General features: G+C 63.8%; 6 protein-coding genes. All 6 read left to right on the top strand.

From position 1 onward, the window contains the following. Window positions 1-260 (top strand): hypothetical protein (locus DKT69_RS25070; protein WP_201749845.1); only part of this gene is annotated, 260 nt, incomplete at its 5' end. After that, window positions 257-1,327, top strand: coding sequence for a lanthionine synthetase C family protein (locus DKT69_RS25065; RefSeq protein WP_109803963.1), 1,071 nt, complete (start codon window positions 257-259; stop codon window positions 1,325-1,327). The genes DKT69_RS25070 and DKT69_RS25065, both read left to right, overlap by 4 nt. Window positions 1,328-1,340: 13 nt before the next feature. Further along, window positions 1,341-2,123, top strand: a complete 783-nt coding sequence (locus tag DKT69_RS25060) for a thiopeptide-type bacteriocin biosynthesis protein (protein ID WP_109803962.1) — start codon at window positions 1,341-1,343, stop codon at window positions 2,121-2,123. Window positions 2,124-2,153: 30 nt separating this feature from the next. After that, entirely contained in the window at window positions 2,154-2,588 is a 435-nt protein-coding gene (locus DKT69_RS25055; protein WP_109803961.1) for an NUDIX hydrolase, read from the top strand. Window positions 2,589-2,671: 83 nt separating this feature from the next. After that, window positions 2,672-3,982: a DUF6602 domain-containing protein gene (locus DKT69_RS25050; protein ID WP_109803960.1), complete on the top strand. Its 1,311-nt coding sequence runs from the start codon at window positions 2,672-2,674 to the stop codon at window positions 3,980-3,982. Between the two features lie 561 nt (window positions 3,983-4,543). Beyond that, the gene (locus DKT69_RS37880) at window positions 4,544-5,587 is read left to right on the top strand and encodes a phosphoribosyltransferase-like protein (RefSeq protein ID WP_146231200.1); all 1,044 of its coding nucleotides are present in this window, start codon (window positions 4,544-4,546) and stop codon (window positions 5,585-5,587) included. Window positions 5,588-5,689: the final 102 nt, after the last annotated feature.

Below are 5,689 nucleotides of genomic sequence, written 5' to 3'. Positions count from 1 at the left end.
CGTACCGGACCGGTCCCCGCCTCGACCCCACCCAGCTCGAACACGCCCGGCGCCCAGTGCATGACGAGCGACTCGCGGCAGCGCTGGCTAACTACCGGTCGTTGGTCGTCGATGACGGGCTCGACCCCGACGAGGTGCTGGGCGACCTGCTGCACCTGCACCACGCCCGCATGATCGGCGTCGACCTCACCTCCGAACAGCACTGCCTGCGGCTGGCCCGCACCATCGCCCGCACCACCCTTGCCGGGCGTAAGCCGTGACCTCAGCGCAGTCCCTCGCCGACGGCGCGGTCGGCATCGCCCTGCTGCTTTTGGAAACCGGCAACCGGGCCGCAGCGTACGAGGCGCTGCGCGACGCCACCGCCGATGGCGTGAGCATCGCCGACGGGTCCAGCCTCTTCTATGGCGCTCCCGCGCTCGCCTTCGTCCTCGCCACCACCGACCACCCGGAACTCGCCAAAGCACGAGCGGTCACCGCCGACGGCACCGCCACGGTGACCCGCCGACGGCTTGACGCCGCCCACCGCCGCATCGACCGCCACCAGCAGCCGCACTACGCCGAGTACGACCTCATCCGCGGACTGACCGGGCTCGGCGTCGTCCTGCGCCGGCTCGGCGATCATGACCTGCTCCGCCAGGTCCTGGACTACCTCGTCCGGCTCACCGAACCGCGAGGCGAGCTACCCGGCTGGTGGTGCTGGAACGGGCCCGAACGCCGCCAGCCACCGCCCCCCGGCGGTCACGCGAACTTCGGCATGGCACACGGCATCACCGGCCCACTGGCGCTGCTCGCGCTCGCCCTCCTCGACGGCATCACCGTCGCCGGACACACCACGGCGATCAACCGCATCAGCCGATGGCTGGACGCCTGGCAGCAACACACCGACGGCACGATCTGGTGGCCGCAAACCATCACCATCACCGACCTACGCGGCGGAACGCCGGCCCAGCGAACCCCGCTGCGGCCGTCCTGGTGCTACGGCACCCCGGGCATCGCCCGCGCTCAGCAACTCGCCGCGCAGGCCCTGCACGACACCACCCGGCAGCGCCTCGTCGAGACCGCCTTCACGACCTGCGTCACCGACCCCGGACAACTCCGGCGGCTCACCGACCGAAGCCTGTGCCACGGCACCGCCGGACTGTTTGCTACCGCCCGCCGGGTCGCTTCCAACGCCCTCACCTTGATACCCCTGGCTGCCGTAGAAGATCTCCACCGGCAGACCACCCCCACCCCCAACGAGCCCGAGGGGCTTCTCGACGGCAAAGCAGGAGCCGACCTCGTCACCGCCGCCACCACCCCCTGGGACGCCTGTCTCCTCCTCACCTGACGAAAGAGCCGCCGTGGACCACACACCCTGGCACCAGGTCAACATCACCTACCCCGTCCAGACCGCCCGGGAGCGCGAGCAACAGGCAGTCACCCACCTCAGCCGAGTGCTTCCCGCCGCCGAGACCGCCGGCCTGATCACCTGCTGGTGGTTCATCCGCAAAGGCGCCTGGCGCATCCGCTACCTCCCCACAAACAGCGCAGACAGCGGAGACCAGGCCCGCCGGCTACTCACCGAAGGGGCCACTTGGACCGGCGACATCTACGAACCCGAAACCCATGCCTTCGGCGGCCATGACGCCATGACCACCGCGCACACGCTGTTCCACCACGACAGCCGCCACCTCCTCACCTACCTCCACCAGCACCCCACCACCCGGCGCGAACACTCCCTCATCTTGTGCACCGCCCTGATGCGTGCAGCAGGGCTGGATCTCAACGAGCAAGGCGACGTCTGGGCCCAAGTTATCGAGCACCGCGCAGCACACCTCAACCAGGCACCCATTACCGATGCCCGCAGGTGGGAGCGGTTCACGGGAGACGTTCGGAGCCTGCTGCTCGGCGCACCTCGCGCCACCGGCGACTGGCACGCCGCATTCGCGAACGCCGGTGCAGCCCTACACCGCCAACGGGAAAGGGGCAGCCTCACCCGTGGTCTTCGCGCAGTAATCGCTTTGCACGTGATCTTCCACTGGAACAGGCTCGGCCTACCGGCCACCACCCAGGCCACCCTCGCCCGATCGGCCCAGGAAGCCATCTTCGGCCTGCCCGATCCGCACCTGCCAGGCTCCAGGTAGACGTCTCAGGAATGAGAGGAGGAAGGCGCCATGCCCGAGAAGGTGATCACCAACAAGGTTCTCTGCTATGTCGTGCGGGAAGGTCACTTGCTCGTCTTCCGGCACACCGACTTCAGCTACGAGCAGGTGGGCATCCAGGTGCCCGGCGGCAGCGTCCGCCCGGCTGAGGACCCGGCGGACGCGGCGCTGCGCGAAGCCCGCGAAGAGACCGGACTGACGGGCTTCAGCATCGTGCGCAAGCTGGGGGAGATCGAGTACGACATCAGCCCGCTCCGCTTCGAGATCCAGCGTCGCCACGTCTTCAAGTTGACGCTGCACGGGGCGACGCCCGAGCGATGGGCGAGCCAGGAAGACCACGACGGCGAGCAGGAGGCCACCCGGTTCGAGTGCTTCTGGATACCGTTACGGGCCGCGCACGTCCTGCAGTCCGGCGAAGGTGCCCTCATCGGCCGGTTGTTCGACTGACCAGGAATCCCAACAGAGTCAACCACCCTCCTGATCTTGCACACGCCCGCGCCGAACTCGTTTCAACAAGCAAGAATGTGCGAATGATCCGGACAGTCGCCGATCTCCTGCACGAGCTCATGCAGCGGGAGGCGGCCAAGCTCGACGAGGTTGCCGTCAAGCACGGACCGACGATCGGCGACATGTACGAGGGCCTGACCCAGCATGTGCTCAGCAGGGCTGTTCCCAGCGAGTTCGGCCTCCGGGTAGTTTCGGGATTCATCGAGGACGGGCTCGGTTCTTTCTCGGGTGAGATCGACTGTATGCTGGTATCCGGCAAGGGTAAGGCAATCCCTTATACCGGAAAATATGTCTGGCACACCAAAGACGTGATTGCCGTCGTTGAGATCAAGAAGAGTCTGTACGGGCAGGACTTGGCCGACGCCTTCAATCATCTTGCGGACGTAAAGAACGTCGAGCGCAGGTATATCGACTCCGGCCAGGCCGACGCGTCTCGATCACCCGACTTGACCCTCGTTTATCGCACTTTCGGTCAGATCACCGGGAAAACCGTCTCTAGCTTGCAGGACTTTGCCCGGTTGCCGCTGGCCGATCGGGCCGTGTTCAATGCCCTGGTCAGTGAGCGCTTGGGGTCCATTCGAGTAATCTTTGGCTATCGAGGCTTCCGCAGCGAAAAGAACTTTCGTGACTCCCTGCACGAGGTCATCCAGCGAAAGTCTGGGAAGGCTGGGCTCGGCATAGCTGGCTTCCCGCACCTCGTTGTTTCGGGGGAATATGCTCTAGTAAAGGCGAATGGGCTGCCCTACGTTCCCTTCGCGGTGCCGCCGGAATGGCACTTCTACTGCTCAACGAGAGCATCGAACCCCCTGATCTTTCTGCTTGAGCTCATCTGGACCAGGCTGGGTGAGGACTATTCTCTCGGCGGTCTCTGGGGCGAGGACCTAGAGGAAGACGTCGTACACGCGTTCCTGTCCGCCCGCGCCAGGGTAAGAGACGAGCGTCCGACGTGGGAGATCACCTATCACGACTGGCCAAAGGATGTCCTGCGGTCGACATCCGCCCTTGTTAAGCCGTGGGAGCCGACGTACCTGGACAACGAGCAGGCCGCCGTGTTCAGTGCGCTCCTTCGCGGGAACGAAGTTGACGTCCGTCAGCCAGAGTTGCTGGCCTTCCTCGCCGAGCGCCGAGCGGATATCGACCAGTTCATCGCGAGCATGGTTGCCACTCAGCTCGTTGCGTTAAACGGCACTCGGATCGAGCTGATAACGGAACGCTGCAAGATAATTCCGCTTCCGGACGGCCGCATCGTTGTAGCTGACGACAACACAGGTCGGCTTACCAGATGGGTCATAGCGAAGTACGGTGACGGATTCGACACGGAGCCCCGTTCCTAGCCGCGCCCCTCAGTCAGTCGTGGAGCCGGAGCGCATCTCAACCGACCCAAGTTCCAGGCTTGCAGCGCTCGGCAGGTCAGGACGCTGGCGCTGTGCAGTCTTCGGGTCACAGTGCGTGGCATACGGGCGTCTGCAGCGTCCAATCGCGAATTTAGCTACTCGATCGCTGTGGCGTCGGCAACCGCGCGACGGACCACTGTCGTATTGGGATCGCGGGAAGATGAGCGGCAGTCGTCGTCTGAGAGACCGCCGTAGATCCCCGAAGCCTCCTCCTCGGTCGCGCACCGCTCAGGTCTGCTCCCGTCCATCAGACAGCCAGCACGAGCCGCAAGCACCCGTTGACGTGGCTGGAAAAGACCCATAGCCTAGCAAGACATGCGTCACCTCGCGCAGGCGCATAGATCACTTCTGAGAGCATGAATTCGTGTTGACAGTGCTTGTAACTGCATAGGTTAGTGGAACGACCGTAGGGTTCTCTCGTTCTCGCCGCAATAGCATCTAGCTGTTTCTGTTGTCATCGGATCAATGAGGTCGAGGCATCCAGTAGGTCAAGGGTGGAGGTTGAAGTCGACGATGCGGCCGAGTGAGACGCCGACTGGAACGCGATGGCTGTCGAACTTCACGCCCGAAGACCGACCTGCAGCTTCCTTGCTAGTCAACAGCCTTCACTTCGTCTCAGCGGACATGTTCCGAGTAGAACTGGTCACGTTTCTTGCCGAACGGCTGGCGAGCGGTGAAATCGAACGTCCCGCAGCCCTCTTCAGCGTGAAGCCAACCAGGCCTCACGACGTGATGTTCGAAAAAGAGCCCGAGTCACCAGCCGTCAGTGGAGGCAGTTCTGCCTTGGACGTGGTGACGCCAACTGTTTGGAGTGGGGCGGGCGAGGCCGGCAGCGAGTATCTGGTTCAGAACATTCTGCGAGATGTCAGACGGCTGAGTCCCGGCACTGTTTTCGATCGCGCTACCTCCCTTGAATACCTTCGAAGTAAGCGGGTGCGGAGCCTGGTCTTCGTGGGGGATTATTCCGGTTCCGGGGAAGAGGCGTGCAAGTATGCTGCCGCCTGGGCTCGGAACTGCCATATTCGCAGTTGGCGCTCGCTCCACTTGGTGAATATTCATCTAGTGCTGTTTGCGGCCTCCAGCTTCGGGCTCGGGAAAATTCGCCGGTCTGGCTATATCGATCACGTCTGGCCTGCGTTGTATGGAGTGGATTTTGCGGCAGCCCACTGGGCCGATTCTGAACGGCAAGCAATTCGCGATCTTTGCGTAAGATACGCCCATCATCCCCATGAAGCGTGGGGACGTTCGAGCAGCGGTGGGCTGTTCGTGCTGCCGCACACCGTGCCGAACAATCTTCCAGTGATCCTTCGCCAAACGAAGGGGCCAGCCACCGGCGGCCATCGGCCGTGGGCGCCGCTCTTCCGCGGCCGAATCTTTCCGGTCGAGCTGCAGGCGGAACTGTCCGGCTATCGGCCCCAGTACGACTTGAACAAAGTTCTGGCCGAACTTGGTCAGTTGCGGCTTGCCCGAGCAAGGCCGAAGCACGGGCAGGAGCGGAAGGCGGCCGACGCCATGCTTGCCCCAATGCCGCGTAGCCTAAGTTGATCATGGAGTTTGGTGGCTGAGCTTGTAGAGCCGGATCGTGGCGGGTCTGTCGTGGCGGACGCCGCCTGGTTCGTCGGGTTTCTTGACGCGGTACTGGTTGTG

It is taken from the genome of Micromonospora sicca, from assembly GCF_003172935.1.
GTDB lineage: Bacteria > Actinomycetota > Actinomycetes > Mycobacteriales > Micromonosporaceae > Micromonospora > Micromonospora sicca.
The sequence above is the reverse complement of the archived record's forward strand: the minus strand, read 5'-3'. Positions and strand labels throughout refer to the sequence as shown.

What these genes read in the sequence shown, in the direction of transcription:
- DKT69_RS25055 (WP_109803961.1), top strand. Translation starts at nt 2,154, where the DNA reads ATGCCCGAGAAGGTGATCACCAACAAGGTTCTCTGCTATGTCGTGCGG.
- DKT69_RS25050 (WP_109803960.1), top strand. Translation starts at nt 2,672, where the DNA reads ATGATCCGGACAGTCGCCGATCTCCTGCACGAGCTCATGCAGCGGGAG.